Here is a 14785-nt window from a genome sequence, read left to right as displayed (position 1 = left end):
ATCTAGCGTTTATTGACCTCTAGAATTCCAAGCTTTGTTGACCGAGTGGCGCCAAAGCCAATCAATGCCAAAGTATCCAATAATCGCAGCGATAGACGCACAAATTAGAGAACCAACTATAAATGCAGGACCAATTGTCGATAGACTTTCTGTAAGCCACTCCCAACTTGCTTCAAAATGGAAAGGTTGAGTTTCTTGGCCTAAAGCGAATACACCCACTCTGTATGAGCAATAGAAGATTGGTGGCATGGTAAGCGGATTGGTGAGCCAAACAAGTGCAACTGATAAGGGTAAATTCACACGAAAAGGAATTGCACAAGCAGCAGCTAATACCATTTGAAAGGGAACAGGGATGAAAGCAAAAAATAAACCGACTGAAAAGGCGCCTCTAGCAGAGCGACGATTGAGATGCCAAAGATTTGCATCATGGAGCAAACTGCCAAAAATTTTCAAAGATTTTTGTTGTTTGACCTTATTGTGATCAGGTAAGAATTTTTGGATCGTTTTTTTTGGCATAACAAGCAACCATATACTTCAATGTTGATCTGCTGGGGATTTCTGTATGGCTGTGTTCAAGCGGTTTTTTACTTTCACACTTGGCAGTTTTACAGCTCACTGATATTCCTCATCGTAATGTGTTGCTATTTTAAGCCCATTTTGAATCTATTGTTAGGGTTTATTTTTGCTATTTTTGTCGTAGTCTCTCATTCTGAGCTTTTTTATAGCTATAAAGCTTATAAAACCTCTGTAAGTGATGTTAGTGATATAAATGCTACAGTTACTAAAGTTATTTCTACCAATAATAATACACTCGTAGAATTAAAATTATTGTCTGTTAATAATCATAAAATTCCTTTTTACAAAACTGTTAAAGCTCAATTGGCGATAAATAATGAAATTGAGGGGGTTAATTCAGACGACTATGTGACCATCAAGGCAAAACTTAAATCATTTCGTTCAAGAAAGAATACTCATACTTTTGACTCTGAGCTTTATGCTTTTAAAGAGCACATTTACTTCAAAGGAAAGATAACGGAAATAATATCTATAGTTTCAAGAGAGAATTCATTAAGACAATCGTATCAAAATAAAATATGGCAAGTATTCAAAGATAAAAAATTAAATTGGCTTTTTTATGGGCTGAGCACTGGAGACAAATCAAGAACTCCTAAAGAGGTCAAAGATCATGTTATAAAAATCGGAGTAGGGCATGTATTGGCAATATCAGGATTACATGTAGGCATTATAACCTTTCTTTGTTTATATATAGCTAAAGGGGTTGTATGGGTGGTGTTAAGCTCGTTTTTAAAGCTAAATTTTCAAAAAAACAATCTAAATTGCTTTTACTGTATTGTAAGTCTAATAACTGCACTGTTGTATATATATCTTTGTGGTTTTCCCGTGTCAGCAATTAGAGCGTGGTTGATGGTTGCAATATTGGTTTTCGTATACCTCACGAAACGACATGTAACTTTGCCCAAAATGTTATCTTATACGCTCGCGCTTATTTTATTTTTTGACCCATTCTCATTACTTGACCCAGGTTTATATTTATCTTTTATAGGATTTGCTACGGTTATATTAACTTTGCAAAAGACAAGAAAACGCAAGTTGTATTCAAATGCATTAATCAGACTTTTTATCATCCAATTGGCGCTTCTCATCACTTTAGCCCCTTTAAGCATTTTTTATTTTGATGGGGTAAGTATTGTCGGCTTACTCGTAAATTTACTGGTACTTCCATTACTCAGTAGCATTATCTTTCCATACATTGTCGTGTGCTTCTTTTTAGATTGCATAAAATTAAATATAGATTTTATGTTCATAGATCACATGCTTGCAGTTGGCTTCGACTTTACAGCTCATTATTTCAATGAATACGCTTGGTTGAATTGGTCAAAATTGTCTTATAAAACGGTTATCTTATTTTATTTAAGTATGACGTTGCTTCTAAATCAAAGTCTCCGGTTTATTTCACTGGTTCCTATATTTGCCTTAATTTCGAATAGTTTTAATGTAAAGCCAGCTTGGCAAGTTGATGTACTAGATGTTGGCCATGGTACATCTGTATTAGTCACGTCAGAAGGTCAAGCATTGCTCTATGATTTAGGTGCAAAATATTTTAATTTTTATTCATTATTTGAGCGTGTTGCGTTGCCGGAAATTCAAGCACGTGGATTAACTCTAAGGCACACTATTATTAGCCATGACGACAAAGATCACAGTGGTGGAATAGACGAGCTAAGAGCCTTTGATAGTTTCAATTCCTTAAAAATCTTTCACGATGGCAATCCGCTTAATCATTGCAAAAGTCAAAAAATTAAAATGAACCAGGTCATAATACAGTCAATATGGCCAATCGTACCAATGGGATCTGATAACAATAATTCTTGTGTAGTTAAAATAACAGGACCAGGTGGTTCGATTTTACTTACAGGTGATATAGAGTATGAAGCAGAGCAGTTACTTGTTCAAAGATACCAAGAAAGCTTAAAAGCAAATATTTTGCTTGTACCTCATCATGGAAGTAAAACATCTTCAAGCGAAGAGTTTTTAACTTCTGTAAATCCTGATATTGGTGTTATTTCAAGGAACTACTTCTCGCCTTGGGCTTTACCTCACAGAGAAATTACAGACCGATATGCATCAAAAAAAATCAAACTTTTAGATACTGCATTGAGTGGACAAATTACTATTAGGTTTTTTGATGACTCTTACAAAATAGAAGGTGCTCGAGAGCAGACAAATTTTTGGGTGAACCACCGTGAAAGGCTTTAATTTATAAGATTAGGTACCATTGGATTAAGCTAACAATTATTAAAATACTAAAAATATTTTAAAATGACACTGATATTAAACTTAAAGATAGAAAAAATTTACTTGTTAAAATTTGGCCTACTGCTAGTAAGTTTTACAAAGTTAGTACCAAAAAAAGTCTGTTGAGACAGATTAATGTCTGTCAATTGAGGTTATTTGAGCTTGAGCATTTTGTTTTATACGTATGAGCAGTACAATAGCAAAGTTATTAAGTAGTTGAGAGCTTTTATGCAAACGAATGCCAAGCATAATGCAAAGCAAATTTATAAACGCCTGTTTTCATATACCTATGAGTTTAAACTAGCAGCCATATTTTCTGTAATCGGTATGCTTGGATATGCGGCTATGGATGCGCAGTTTATTCGATTAATGCAGCCATTCATCGATGATGGCTTAACATCAAGAAACACGGAAGTATTAACTTGGGCCCCAGTTGTTGTCATTGTGCTTGTATTGGGTCGCGGTGTATTTAATTATATGGCTTCTTATTGCCTAAGTTATGTCGGCTCAAGGGTTGTTCAAAAACTAAGACAACAATTATTTGAGCATATGCTTTTCTTACCAGTTTCATTTCATGATCAGCATTCCAATGGAGAACTAATCTCTAAGATTACATTTGACACTGAACAAGTTCAGCAAGCGATTACTCGAGCCTTGCAAGTGATTATTAGGGAAGGGGCATTTGTTGTTTTCTTACTTTACGTTATGTTTGAAGCAAATTGGAAACTATCGTCTATATTCTTAACTGTTATTCCAATTGTTGCTTTAATTGTTGCTGTTGTCGCAAAGCGTTTTAGAAAAATATCTAAAAATATTCAAGATGCTATGGGCGGTGTAACGCGTGGTTCTGAACAAATGTTGGCAGGCCACAAAGTAATTCATGGTTATGGTGGTCAAGATAAAGAAATTGCTAATTTCGCCCAAGTAAATAACCAGAACCGTCAACAACGCGTAAAAATGGATGCGACACGCGCAATTAGTGTCTCTGTTATCCAGTTTTTGGCGGCAGCCGCGATGGCATTAATTTTAGCAATTATTGCTATGCCTAGTGTTATCGATACGATTACATCGGGAACCTTTGTGGTTTTGTTGTCATCAATGATGATGATGTTAAAACCGCTAAAGCAATTGGCAAATGTGAATGTCGAGTTACAACGCGGTATTACTGCAGCACAAAGTATTTTTGAAATCTTAGATTTAGAAATTGAAAAAGATACGGGGACATTAACCCTCGAAAAAGCCAAGGGTAATATTGAAGTCAATAACGTTACTTTTACCTACCCAAGCAAAGATGAGCCAGTTTTAAGTAATTTGTCTTTAAAAATTAGAGCTGGTGAAAATATCGCACTGGTCGGTCGTTCAGGTTCTGGTAAATCAACACTATCATCGCTACTTCCTCGCTTTTATGATTTTAAGGACGGTGAAATTTTACTAGATGGCCATAATATATCTCAATATCCACTCAAAAGGCTGAGAGCACAATTTGCAATAGTTTCTCAGCAAGTGGTGTTATTTAACGACACATTAGCAAACAACATTTGCTATGGTGCTGATAGGAATTTGACTGAACAAGAAATCATCGACGTTGCGAAAAAAGCTCATGTATGGGAATTTGTAAAAGACTTACCAGAGGGACTTAATACAGTTGTGGGTGAAAATGGAGTGATGTTGTCTGGTGGTCAAAGACAACGTATTGCAATCGCACGTGCAATCATCAAAGATGCACCGATTTTAATTCTAGACGAAGCCACTTCTGCACTCGACACTGAGTCTGAGCGTTTGATTCAAGCAGCCCTTGATGAACTGATGAAAGAAAAAACGTCTATTGTTATCGCTCATAGATTATCGACGATAGAAAACGCTGATTGTATTTATGTACTTGATAAAGGCAAAGTGATTGAACAGGGCGATCATAAATCGTTACTTACGCAAAAAGGCACCTATGCAGCCCTTTGCCAAATGCAGTATGGCGAATAACTATGAGCTATATAGAATCATCTTGGTATAAAAAGAGGTCAACGATCACTTGGTTGCTCGCTCCATTAAGTGGCCTTTTTTTTCTGCTATCCAGCTTTAGAAAGCTATTGTTTAAACTCCGTGTTATTAAATCATTTAAGGTTGAAATACCAATCATAGTAGTTGGTAATATTAGTATTGGTGGCAACGGTAAAACCCCGTTTGTTTTATGGTTGGTACCGCATTTAGAGAGTAAGGGACTGAAAGTTGGTGTAATCAGTCGAGGATATGGTGCTAAAGCGCCTGTATATCCTTATGAATTAACAAGTACATCTACTGTAGAAGAAGCCGGTGATGAACCCTTCCTAATTTATAATCGATTACAATGTCCATTGGTAATAGGCGCTGATAGAGAAGCGAGTTACAGAATACTCAAAGAAAAATACAAAGTTGATGTGATTGTTTCTGATGACGGTATGCAGCATTACAAAATGCCAAGAGCTATTGAGTTTTGTATAGTCGACTCGAAAAGACGTTTCGGAAATGGTTTTTTAATTCCTGCGGGCCCATTACGCGAATTACCTTCACGTATTAAAAGTGTTGATTTAGCAATAGAAAATGGTGGCGACAGTCTCTTCTCATATCAGTTATCTTCATCAGGTTTTTATAGGGTTGAAAACAAAGAGTTTGCTGAGGACTCACCGAATGAGGGGATTGCTGTCAGTGCCATTGGTTCTCCGCAACGATTTGAAAAAAGCCTCGAAGTGCTTGGTAAAAAGCTTGTTGACCGAAAACATTTTCGTGATCATCATGCATATACTGAACAAGACTTTACAGGTACAGAGTCTCAAGCTGTATTTATGACAGAAAAAGATGCTGTAAAATGTCAGCAGTTTGCAAAAAATAATTGGTATTACTTAAAAGTAGACGCCACACCAACCAAAGAATTGATTGTAAAAATCGATCAATTATTAAAACAAAAGGGTATTACACATGGCATTTGATAGAAAGTTATTAGAAATCATCGCATGTCCAGTAACAAAAGGAAAGTTACAGTACGATGCAGAAAATAAAGAATTGATCAGCACGGCAGCTAAGCTAGCATACCCTGTTAATGATGATATTCCTGTTTTGTTAGAAAATGAAGCACGTGAGCTTTCTGCTGATGAGGTAGAGCAGTGGAATTCATAGTCGTTATTCCTGCGCGTTTCGCATCAACTCGATTACCAGGCAAACCTTTGGCCGATATCTGTGGTAAACCAATGATCCAAAGAGTTTACGAGCAAGCGTGCCAATCAAAAGCTAAAGTAGTTTATATTGCAACAGATCACCAAACTGTTTTTGATAAAGTTAAAACCTTTACTGACAATGTTTTAATGACCAGAGAAGATCATCAATCTGGGACTGAACGCTTATCAGAAGTAGTTGAAAAACTGTCACTTTCTAAAGATGAGATTATTGTCAATGTTCAGGGTGATGAACCGCTATTAGAAGCTGAAAATATCGACCAAGTTGCAGAGCTGCTATTTAACTCTACAGCACCAATGGCTACGCTAAGCGTGGATATTGTAGACGAAGAAGAGGTTTACAATCCAAATGCAGTGAAGGTTGTTCAAGATGTGAATAACAACGCGTTATATTTTTCTCGTGCGTCTATTCCTTTTCAAAGAGATAGTATGCTAGCGAAAAAAGAAGCGATTCCTTTGCAGCACTTTCAGAGACATGTGGGTATTTATGCTTACAGAGCGGGTTTTATTTCTGAATATCTAAATCTTGATGTCTCACCATTAGAGGTTCAAGAGTCGCTAGAGCAGTTGCGTGTTTTGTACCACGGTTATCAAATAAAAATCACCAAAGCGTGTAAACCTGTTTATGCAGGTGTTGATACCCCTGAAGACTTGGTTAGAGTTAATAACATTCTGAGTGGCAATGCTTAAAGTTATTTCTGACGAAGCTGATTTTATCGTTGCAGTAAAACCTGCTGGTCTGAGCTTTCACTCTGAGCAAGGCGCGGGTTTCGTTGCGCTTTTGGAAGCACAGCAAGCTTACAAACTTTATCCTGTTCATAGGTTAGACAAGGTCACCTCAGGTTTAATCGTCTTGGCTAAATCTAGTCAAGCAGCGGCTAGTCTAACTGAGCTATTTTCAAATCGATTGGTAGATAAGTTTTATCTGGCAATCACTGAAGGTAAACCTAAGAAGAAACAAGGTTGGATAAAAGGCGATATGTCAGCGTCTAGGCGTGGTACCTATAAGCTCGAGAAAACATCTAATAACCCTGCTGTAACACGCTTTTATTCAACAAGTCTCGGTGAAGGCTTGAGAGGGGTAATATTAAAACCATTCTCAGGGAAAACACACCAGCTGCGAGTGGCGATGAAAAGTATCTCAAGTCCAATATTGGGCGATACTGCATATACTTCCTCGCCATCCGACAGGGTATATCTACATGCCTTTGCTTTGTCATTTCAATGGCAGCGACAAGACAAGTATTTTTCTTATTTGCCTGAGTCAGGTAAAGAGTTTAATAAACTAGTAACAACAGATGCTTTTCAACAATGGAAAGCGCCTTTGAATTTAGATTGGTAACATGACAGAAGAGCAACAATTACGATTTGGTGGCATCGGCCGTTTATATGGTGCACAAGCTTTAACATGGCTAGGTGAAGCACATTTTTGTGTCATTGGTATTGGCGGTGTTGGTAGTTGGGTTGCAGAGTCTCTAGCACGAACAGGTGTTGGTAAAATCACCTTGATTGATATGGATGATATTTGTGTGACCAATATTAATCGTCAGATCCATGCGTTAACCGACTCTGTTGGTGAACAAAAAATAGAAGCTATGGCTGCGCGTATTAGACAAATTAATCCAGAGTGCGATGTTCAACTTGTAGATGATTTCTTAACGCTAGAGAATATCCGTGAATATATCACTGGTTATGATTATGTTATTGACTGTATTGATGCGGTAAATGAAAAAGCGGCACTGATCGCGCATTGTAAAAGAAACAAAATTCCAGTTATTACAACTGGTGGTGCAGGTGGTCAAATCGATCCAAGCCAAATCTTATATGGTGATGTGGCGAAAACGACTCAAGACCCGTTAATGGCTAAAGTCCGTTATTTATTACGCAAAAAGTACAACTTCACTACTAATCCTAAGCGTAAATTTGCAGTAGACTGTGTATATTCAACTGAGCAATTGGCTTACCCCACAGGTGATGGTGAAGTGTGTTTAGCAAAGCAGGGCACTGAGGGGGCAAAGAATATGGACTGCGCGACTGGGTTTGGCTCTGCAACTATGGTCACAGCTAGTTTTGGCTTTTTCGCTTCATCAAAAGCAATAAAAAAATATCTAGAGAAAAAGAAAAAAACAGTGGCGGCTTAAAGCCACTGTTTTACTTTCTCTTGAATGGTATCTGCAATGGCTTTGATACCATTTCCTCTTGATGGGCTTAAGTGCTTGATCAAGCCTAATTGTTCGAATTCATCATATGTATTAATACTTAAGCTTTGCTCAGGCGTTTTACCTTGGTGCATAAGCATAATTAGTCCCATCAGACCTTTGACAATGCGGGTATCAGAATCACCAATCAGCACAAGAATTTGATCATCACTCAACTCAACTCTCAGCCACACTTTACTTTCACAGCCTTTAATCAAAACATCGTCAGTTTTTAGTAGCTCAGGCATTTCTGGTAAGCTCTTACCGAGTAACATGATTTCTCGGTACATTAATTGCCAAGATTTTAAACCTGAAAGTTTTTCTTTAAATTCTTTATACGTCATTCTTTAGATTTCAAGTAGGTCAATGGACTCTTTTAATGCGTGAATAAATGCATCAATATCGTCACGATTATTATAAAAGGCCAGGCTTACACGGATTGTACCGTCGATACCAAGTGACTTCATTAAAGGTTGTGTACAGTGGTGACCGCTACGTATTGCGATCCCATAGCCATTCAATAAGGTTGCTAAATCAAAATGGTGTTCATTTTTATATCTAAAACTCACCGTGCCTATATTATTTTCTGTATCACCATAAATGATAATGCCATTAATACCGTTTAGCTGAGTAAGCAAATAGTGATAGAGAGTTTTTTCGTATTTTAGTAAATCATTGTGATTAATTGAATTTAGAAAATCGAGCGCAGCTGAAAAACCAATGACACCTGAAATATTTGGAGTACCTGCTTCAAACTTGCTTGGTGCATCTTGAAATGATGTTTGCTCAAAAGAGACTTCTTTGATCATTTCGCCACCAAACCTTAAAGGATTAAGTGCGTTTAATAGGTCATATTTACCATACAAAACTCCCAATCCTGTCGGTCCTAATGCTTTATGTGCAGAAAACACATAAAAGTCGCAGTTAAGTTTACGAAGATCAGGGCGAAGGTGCATAAAGGCTTGTGCGCCATCAACAACAGTAGTTGCTTCAACTTCATGAGCAACTTCAATAATTTTTTCTACAGGTTGAATATTTCCTAAAGCATTTGAAGCATGGCTTATGGCCACTATTTTTGGTTTTTGTTCGAAAATTAACTCAACAGATGATTTTATATCTAAAATCCCCGATTTTGTGATAGGTAAAACTTTAAGAATACAGCCTTTTTGTTTACATAATTCTTGCCAAGGTACGATGTTTGCGTGATGTTCCAAAGCAGATACACATATCACGTCACCTTGCTTTAGCTGGGCTTTAATACCATTCGCTATAATGTTAATGCTATCTGTTGCACCTGCCGTCCAAACAATTTCTTTACTCTGAACATTTAAAAAATTAGCTATTTTTTCACGGGCTAACTCAAATGCTGAGGTAGCTTCAGCACTTAGTGTGTGTAAACCTCTGTGTACATTTGCATTTTGCTCGCGATAAAAAGAATCTATTGCCTCGATAACCTGTCGCGGTTTTTGGCTTGTTGCACCTGAATCGAGATAGATAAATGGGTCTTCATTCTTTGAAGTCAAGATAGGAAACTGTTGTCTAAGTTCAGAGATAAGGCACATACTAGAAAGATTAAGTAAAATTTCGCAAATTATAACAATAAAAAAGGCCGCGAGTGCGGCCTTTTTTAAATCTTAAAGCATTATCTTTCTGATTTTGCTTTGTAGTCGCGCTGTGTGTAGCCAGTGTAAAGCTGACGAGGACGACCAATTTTGTGACCAGGTTGAGAAAGCATCTCATCCCAGTGTGAGATCCAACCAACTGTACGAGACATTGCAAAGATCACAGTGAACATACTTGTTGGAATACCAATCGCTTTAAGAATGATACCTGAGTAGAAGTCTACGTTAGGATAAAGTTTCTTCTCGATGAAGTAAGGGTCTTCAAGCGCAATTTGCTCTAAACGCATTGCAACGTCTAGTAGCGGATCTTGAATGTTTAGTTCTTCAAGTACTTGGTGACACGTTTCACGCATTACTGTTGCACGAGGGTCAAAGTTTTTGTAAACACGGTGACCGAAGCCCATTAGACGGAATGGGTCGTTCTTGTCTTTCGCTTTAGCAACATACTCGTCAATGCGATCAACTGAACCGATCTCTTCTAACATGTTTAAACATGCTTCGTTTGCACCACCATGCGCAGGGCCCCATAGTGACGCGATACCAGCAGCGATACATGCATATGGGTTTGCACCAGATGAACCAGCCAAACGAACAGTAGACGTTGAAGCGTTTTGCTCGTGATCAGCGTGAAGCATGAAAATACGGTCCATTGCTTTAGCAAGAACTGGGCTGACTTCATACTTTTCAGCCGGTACTGAGAACATCATGTGAAGGAAGTTTTCAGCATAGCTTAGGTCGTTACGTGGGTAAACGAATGGCTGACCGATGTTGTACTTGTAACACATAGCCGCAATAGTAGGCAGCTTAGCGATTAGTTTAACCGCACTACGATGACGCTGATCAGCATCTGAGATGTCTAAATCGTCATGGTAGAATGAAGAAAGTGCACCAACAACACCACATAGCATAGCCATTGGGTGTGAATCTACACGGAAGCCTTGGAAGAAAGCAGCAATCTTCTCATGCATCATAGTATTAGTTGTGATTTCTTCTGCGAACTCAGCGTGTTGTTCTTCTGTAGGAAGTTCACCGTTAAGAAGTAAGTAGCATAACTCGATGTAGTTTGAGTTTTCAGCTAACTGCTCGATAGGGTAACCACGGTGAAGTAGAACACCTTTGCCACCATCGATGTAGGTAATAGATGACTCGCAAGAGCCAGTAGACATAAAACCTGGGTCATATGTGAAGTGGCCGTGAGCGCCTAGGGTACGAACGTCAATTACATCTTGACCTGCAGTGCCAGAATAAATCGGAAGTTCGATTGGATCATGACCATCAATATGGACTGTGGCTTTTTTATCTGCCATCTATTTATCTCCTATGAAATAACAATGTCGATTGTTATGTTGTGATACTAATGTTAAGCAAATTCAGATCATTTTAACGTATAACAGGGGTGTAAAGTCAATTTTTATAAGGATTATGCAAAAATGAATAATAAATATTCTACTCAAGTTTAAATATTATACCATTGGCTAATTCGCAAGCTTCTCAATCTAAACAAGAATTGTAAAAGCACTCACGGCCTTATATACTGTATGCGGTTTAATACCATGTCGTCTGTGGGTAAACCTATTTTTACAACAAAAATTCGTTTCTGTTGCAAAAAAGGTTTACTTAGAGTGTGTCATTTATACATTCGGTATAAATGGTTTTATAAAAACAAGTAGATGAAGCTCCTTATGTGGGCAAGATGGGCAAGTAACTGTGAAAAAGCAAAGACCTGTAAATCTAGATCTTACGACTATATCTATGCCAGCAACTGCTAAAGCATCAATCCTTCACCGTATTTCGGGTGTGGCATTGTTCATAGCTTTAACTTTTGTTATCTGGGCTTGGTCTGAGTCTCTTTCTTCTCCTGAAGGGTTTGAATTTGTAAAAGAGCTATTCACTGGCTTTATTGCAAAATTCATTGCATGGGGCACCTTCGCGGCGCTTTCATATCACCTAATCGGTGGTATTCGCCACATGATCCAAGACATGGGTCACTGGGAAGAATTAGAATCGGGCAATAGCAGCGCTAAAATTGCGATTGCACTTTGGGTAATCGTTGCAATTCTAGCTGGAGTGTGGATATGGTCTTAAATCAAGCAACTCTGAAGCGTGATGGTGTACAAGATTATGTATCATTACGTGCTACCGCGTTAATCATTGCAGCATATGCATTCTTTATCGTTGGTTATTTATTCCTTACCCCTGAACTTACTTATGAAGCTTGGACGGGTTTATTCTCAAACCTTTTCGTTAAAGCAGCAACGTTTATCACTTTAGTGTGCATTATGGTTCACACTCGCATTGGTCTTTGGCAAGTCCTAACAGACTATGTGAAAGCATCTGCGTTGCGTTCAGTTTTAGGTTTCGTATTAAACCTTATGGCCGTTGCTTACGTAGCAATTGGTCTATTCGTTTTATGGGGTGTTTAAGTGAAATATAATGTTCGTGAATTTGATGCAGTAGTAGTAGGCGCCGGTGGTGCTGGTATGCGTGCTGCTCTTGCGATTTCTGAATCAGGCAAAAGCTGTGCCCTGATCTCTAAAGTATTCCCAACTCGTTCGCATACAGTGTCTGCGCAAGGTGGTATTACAGTTGCTCTTGGTAATTCTCATGAAGATAACTGGGAATGGCACATGTACGATACGGTTAAAGGTTCTGATTACATCGGTGACCAAGACGCTATCGAATACATGACTAAGACAGGTCCAGAAGCTATCACAGAACTTGAGAACATGGGTTTACCATTCTCGCGTTTCGAGAACGGCCGTGTTTACCAACGTCCATTTGGTGGTCAATCTAAAAACTTTGGTGGCGAACAGGCTGCGCGTACTGCAGCAGCAGCTGACCGTACTGGTCACGCACTTCTTCACTGTCTTTACCAACAAAACGTTAAAAACAAAACAAACGTATTCTCTGAGTGGTATGCGTTAGACCTTGTTAAAAATGACAAGGGTGACGTTGTTGGTGTAACAGCCATCTGTATTGAAACAGGTGAAGTTGTTTACTTCAAATCAAAAGCTGTTGTACTTGCAACAGGTGGTGCTGGTCGTATTTATGCGTCAACAACAAACGCACACATCAACACTGGTGACGGTGTTGGTATGGCAGTTCGTGCTGGCATTGCTATGCAAGACATGGAAATGTGGCAGTTCCACCCAACGGGTATTGCTGGCGCAGGTACACTTGTAACTGAAGGTTGTCGTGGTGAAGGTGGTTACCTTCTAAATAAAGACGGCGAACGCTTCATGGAACGTTATGCGCCAAATGCTAAAGATTTAGCAGGTCGTGACGTTGTTGCACGTGCAATGATGACAGAGATCCGTGAAGGTCGTGGTTGTGAAGGTCCTTGGGGTCCACACATCAAACTTAAGCTTGATCACCTTGGTGCTGAAATGCTTAACCTACGTCTTCCTGGTGTTTGTGATCTGTCTAAGACATTCGCACACGTTGACCCTGCAGAAGAGCCAATTCCAGTAATCCCAACTTGTCACTACATGATGGGTGGTGTACCGACTAACGTAAATGGCCAAGTACTAAACGTGAATGAAAACGGTGACGAGCGCATCGTTGAAGGTTTATTCGCTGTTGGTGAGATTGCATGTGTATCAGTACACGGTGCAAACCGCCTAGGTGGTAACTCACTACTTGACCTTGTTGTATTCGGTCGTGCGGCAGGTAACTTCTTAGGTACTTACCTTAAAGATTTCGAATCTACAGGTGATGCGACGCAAGATAACATTGATGAAGCATTTGCTCGCTTCAATCGTTGGGAAAACTCTGAACCTGGTAAAGGTGAAGACCCAGCGCAAATCAAGAAAGACTTACAAGAGTGTATGCAGCTTAACTTCTCGGTATTCCGTGAAGGTGATTCAATGGCCGAAGGTCTTGAGCAGCTTAAAGCGATTCGTGAGCGTCTTAAGCACGCGCGTCTTGACGATAAGTCGTCAGACTTCAATACACAACGTATCGAATGTCTTGAGTTAGACAACCTTATGGAAACTGCTTACTCTACAGCCGTAGCTGCAAACTTCCGTACTGAAAGCCGTGGTGCTCACTCTCGCTTTGACTTCCCAGAGCGTGACGATGCAAACTGGCTATGTCACTCATTACATCACCCAGAGTCAGATGTGATGACTAAACGTGATGTAAACTTTGCGCCGACTACGCGTGAAGCATTCCCACCTAAAGCACGTACTTACTAGGAGTTAACGATGGCAACATTAGAATTTTCTGTTTATCGTTATAACCCTGATGTGGACAACGCGCCACGTATGCAGGATTATAAACTCGAGGTAGAAGAAGGCCGTGATATGATGGTTTTGGATGCGCTTTTATTATTAAAAGAGCAAGATCCAACACTATCTTTCCGTCGTTCTTGCCGTGAAGGTGTATGTGGCTCTGATGGTTTAAACATGAACGGCAAAAACGGCCTTGCATGTATTACTCCGTTATCTGCATTAAAGGGCAACAAAGTTATTTTACGTCCTTTACCAGGTTTACCAGTCATTCGTGACCTTGTTATCGACATGACTCAGTTCTACACTCAATATGAGAAAGTTAAGCCTTTCTTAATTAATGATAAGCCAACAGGTGGTATTGAGCGTCTTCAGAGTGTTGAAGATCGTGAAAAGCTTGATGGTCTTTATGAGTGTATTTTATGTGCTTGTTGTTCAACATCTTGTCCTTCATTCTGGTGGAATCCAGATAAGTTCATTGGTCCTGCAGGTCTATTACACGCTTACCGTTTCTTAGCGGATAGCCGTGATACTGCGACTGAAGAGCGTCTGAAAGATTTAGATGATGCATTTAGCGTATTCCGCTGTCACAGTATCATGAACTGTGTAAGCGTATGTCCAAAAGGCTTAAATCCAACTAAAGCCATTGGTCAGATTAAATCTATGTTGTTAAATCGTTCGGTTTAATCCATAGTTAAATCCACAAGATGGCATCT

General features: G+C 39.0%; 15 protein-coding genes. 11 read left to right on the top strand and 4 right to left on the bottom strand.

The window, feature by feature from the left end:
- Window positions 1–9: 9 nt before the first annotated feature.
- Window positions 10–516, bottom strand: a complete 507-nt coding sequence (locus PP2015_RS08925) for a DUF2062 domain-containing protein (protein ID WP_058029944.1) — start codon at window positions 514–516, stop codon at window positions 10–12.
- Here PP2015_RS08925 and PP2015_RS08920 point away from each other — a divergent pair.
- The 7 genes from PP2015_RS08920 (at window position 496) to tcdA (ending at window position 8161) form a co-directional block, all read left to right on the top strand.
- A complete protein-coding gene (locus tag PP2015_RS08920; protein WP_157599078.1) occupies window positions 496–2778 on the top strand; it encodes a DNA internalization-related competence protein ComEC/Rec2 in 2283 nt (760 codons plus the stop codon). The two genes, PP2015_RS08925 and PP2015_RS08920, sit on opposite strands and share 21 nt — an antisense overlap.
- A gap of 267 nt (window positions 2779–3045) precedes the next feature.
- Entirely contained in the window at window positions 3046–4794 is a 1749-nt protein-coding gene (msbA, locus tag PP2015_RS08915; protein ID WP_058029942.1) for a lipid A export permease/ATP-binding protein MsbA, read from the top strand.
- 2 nt (window positions 4795–4796) lie between these two features.
- Window positions 4797–5777, top strand: a complete 981-nt coding sequence (gene lpxK, locus PP2015_RS08910; RefSeq protein WP_058029941.1) for a tetraacyldisaccharide 4'-kinase — start codon at window positions 4797–4799, stop codon at window positions 5775–5777.
- Window positions 5767–5964: a Trm112 family protein gene (locus PP2015_RS08905; RefSeq protein ID WP_058029940.1), complete on the top strand. Its 198-nt coding sequence runs from the start codon at window positions 5767–5769 to the stop codon at window positions 5962–5964. The genes lpxK and PP2015_RS08905 overlap by 11 nt, the downstream gene beginning before the upstream one ends.
- Window positions 5952–6710, top strand: coding sequence for a 3-deoxy-manno-octulosonate cytidylyltransferase (gene kdsB / locus PP2015_RS08900; RefSeq protein WP_058029939.1), 759 nt, complete (start codon window positions 5952–5954; stop codon window positions 6708–6710). Before PP2015_RS08905 ends, kdsB begins: the two co-directional genes overlap by 13 nt.
- Window positions 6703–7362, top strand: a complete 660-nt coding sequence (locus PP2015_RS08895; protein ID WP_058029938.1) for a pseudouridine synthase — start codon at window positions 6703–6705, stop codon at window positions 7360–7362. The genes kdsB and PP2015_RS08895 overlap by 8 nt, the downstream gene beginning before the upstream one ends.
- Window position 7363: 1 nt before the next feature.
- The gene (tcdA, locus tag PP2015_RS08890; protein ID WP_058029937.1) at window positions 7364–8161 is read left to right on the top strand and encodes a tRNA cyclic N6-threonylcarbamoyladenosine(37) synthase TcdA; all 798 of its coding nucleotides are present in this window, start codon (window positions 7364–7366) and stop codon (window positions 8159–8161) included.
- On the opposite strand, the gene PP2015_RS08885 is transcribed toward tcdA, so the two are convergent.
- The 3 genes from PP2015_RS08885 to PP2015_RS08875 all read right to left on the bottom strand — a co-directional run bounded on the left by PP2015_RS08885 (window position 8158) and on the right by PP2015_RS08875 (window position 11147).
- Entirely contained in the window at window positions 8158–8562 is a 405-nt protein-coding gene (locus tag PP2015_RS08885; protein WP_058029936.1) for a SufE family protein, read from the bottom strand. The genes tcdA and PP2015_RS08885 overlap by 4 nt on opposite strands.
- A 3-nt stretch (window positions 8563–8565) precedes the next feature.
- Window positions 8566–9780: an aminotransferase class V-fold PLP-dependent enzyme gene (locus PP2015_RS08880; protein ID WP_058029935.1), complete on the bottom strand. Its 1215-nt coding sequence runs from the start codon at window positions 9778–9780 to the stop codon at window positions 8566–8568.
- Window positions 9781–9860: 80 nt separating this feature from the next.
- The gene (locus PP2015_RS08875; RefSeq protein WP_058029934.1) at window positions 9861–11147 is read right to left on the bottom strand and encodes a citrate synthase; all 1287 of its coding nucleotides are present in this window, start codon (window positions 11145–11147) and stop codon (window positions 9861–9863) included.
- Between the two features lie 400 nt (window positions 11148–11547).
- On the opposite strand from PP2015_RS08875, the gene sdhC reads away from it, so the two are divergent.
- From sdhC to PP2015_RS08855, 4 genes are read left to right on the top strand one after another with little or no spacing between them, the layout of a single operon-like run.
- Window positions 11548–11925 carry a succinate dehydrogenase, cytochrome b556 subunit gene (sdhC, locus tag PP2015_RS08870; protein ID WP_058029933.1) on the top strand — a complete coding sequence of 126 codons (378 nt, stop codon included), beginning with the start codon at window positions 11548–11550 and terminating at the stop codon, window positions 11923–11925.
- Window positions 11916–12263, top strand: a complete 348-nt coding sequence (sdhD, locus tag PP2015_RS08865; RefSeq protein ID WP_058029932.1) for a succinate dehydrogenase, hydrophobic membrane anchor protein — start codon at window positions 11916–11918, stop codon at window positions 12261–12263. The genes sdhC and sdhD overlap by 10 nt, the downstream gene beginning before the upstream one ends.
- Window positions 12264–14036 carry a succinate dehydrogenase flavoprotein subunit gene (sdhA, locus tag PP2015_RS08860; protein ID WP_058029931.1) on the top strand — a complete coding sequence of 591 codons (1773 nt, stop codon included), beginning with the start codon at window positions 12264–12266 and terminating at the stop codon, window positions 14034–14036. It begins immediately after the preceding gene.
- A gap of 9 nt (window positions 14037–14045) precedes the next feature.
- Window positions 14046–14756 (top strand): succinate dehydrogenase iron-sulfur subunit, encoded by a 711-nt coding sequence (locus PP2015_RS08855; RefSeq protein ID WP_058029930.1) that lies wholly within the window; start codon window positions 14046–14048, stop codon window positions 14754–14756.
- The last annotated feature ends 29 nt before the right edge of the window (window positions 14757–14785 follow it).

Source organism: Pseudoalteromonas phenolica (genome assembly GCF_001444405.1).
Classification (GTDB): domain Bacteria; phylum Pseudomonadota; class Gammaproteobacteria; order Enterobacterales; family Alteromonadaceae; genus Pseudoalteromonas; species Pseudoalteromonas phenolica.
Note: the sequence above shows the minus strand (reverse complement) of the source record. Positions and strands in the feature narration are given on the sequence as shown.

Coding starts and splice junctions, on each gene's coding strand:
- PP2015_RS08925 (WP_058029944.1), bottom strand. CDS start 516: ATGCCAAAAAAAACGATCCAAAAATTCTTACCTGATCACAATAAGGTC.
- msbA (WP_058029942.1), top strand. CDS start 3,046: ATGCAAACGAATGCCAAGCATAATGCAAAGCAAATTTATAAACGCCTG.
- lpxK (WP_058029941.1), top strand. CDS start 4,797: ATGAGCTATATAGAATCATCTTGGTATAAAAAGAGGTCAACGATCACT.
- PP2015_RS08905 (WP_058029940.1), top strand. CDS start 5,767: ATGGCATTTGATAGAAAGTTATTAGAAATCATCGCATGTCCAGTAACA.
- PP2015_RS08895 (WP_058029938.1), top strand. CDS start 6,703: ATGCTTAAAGTTATTTCTGACGAAGCTGATTTTATCGTTGCAGTAAAA.
- tcdA (WP_058029937.1), top strand. CDS start 7,364: ATGACAGAAGAGCAACAATTACGATTTGGTGGCATCGGCCGTTTATAT.
- PP2015_RS08885 (WP_058029936.1), bottom strand. CDS start 8,562: ATGACGTATAAAGAATTTAAAGAAAAACTTTCAGGTTTAAAATCTTGG.
- PP2015_RS08880 (WP_058029935.1), bottom strand. CDS start 9,780: ATGTGCCTTATCTCTGAACTTAGACAACAGTTTCCTATCTTGACTTCA.
- PP2015_RS08875 (WP_058029934.1), bottom strand. CDS start 11,147: ATGGCAGATAAAAAAGCCACAGTCCATATTGATGGTCATGATCCAATC.
- sdhD (WP_058029932.1), top strand. CDS start 11,916: ATGGTCTTAAATCAAGCAACTCTGAAGCGTGATGGTGTACAAGATTAT.
- PP2015_RS08855 (WP_058029930.1), top strand. CDS start 14,046: ATGGCAACATTAGAATTTTCTGTTTATCGTTATAACCCTGATGTGGAC.